The following is a 379-nucleotide window of genomic DNA, read 5'->3' as shown; positions in this document are numbered from 1 at the left end:
GATCCGCAACCATCGACTCCAACACCACCCGGAACATCCCCGCCAACCGCACCAAACCCGCCGACCCAAACACCCGCCCGTCACCGACGAGACGGATCACGGTCGGGCTGGCACCGACGGACAGGAGGAATTCGGTGGCGGCAACGTCGCTGGCGGTCCGCTCGTCGGTGGCATCGTCGGCCCGCGCGGTGTGGCCGTCGGGCGTCGGTGCGGCGCCCGGTCCGCCCGCGTCCTTCCCACCGGAGGGGTCGGTGCGGGGCTCGGTGTAGCCGAAGACGACGTCGATGGGGTGCGCGTCGGCGCCGGTCAGACGCCGCACCGCCGGCAACGGAAAACGCCGATGCGGCCACAACCCCACCTCACCGTCGAACACCGACCG

1 protein-coding gene is annotated in these 379 nt (G+C 71.8%); it reads right to left on the bottom strand.

All coding sequences use genetic code 11. The features are described from left to right. A partial coding sequence (locus ACPXB1_RS30675; protein ID WP_425736185.1) for a hypothetical protein occupies positions 1-319 on the bottom strand: 319 nt, incomplete at its 3' end. Positions 320-379: the final 60 nt, after the last annotated feature.

It is taken from the genome of Micromonospora sp. DT68 (genome assembly GCF_049847245.1).
Lineage (GTDB): Bacteria > Actinomycetota > Actinomycetes > Mycobacteriales > Micromonosporaceae > Micromonospora > Micromonospora profundi.
The sequence above is the reverse complement of the archived record's forward strand: the minus strand, read 5'-3'. Positions and strand labels throughout refer to the sequence as shown.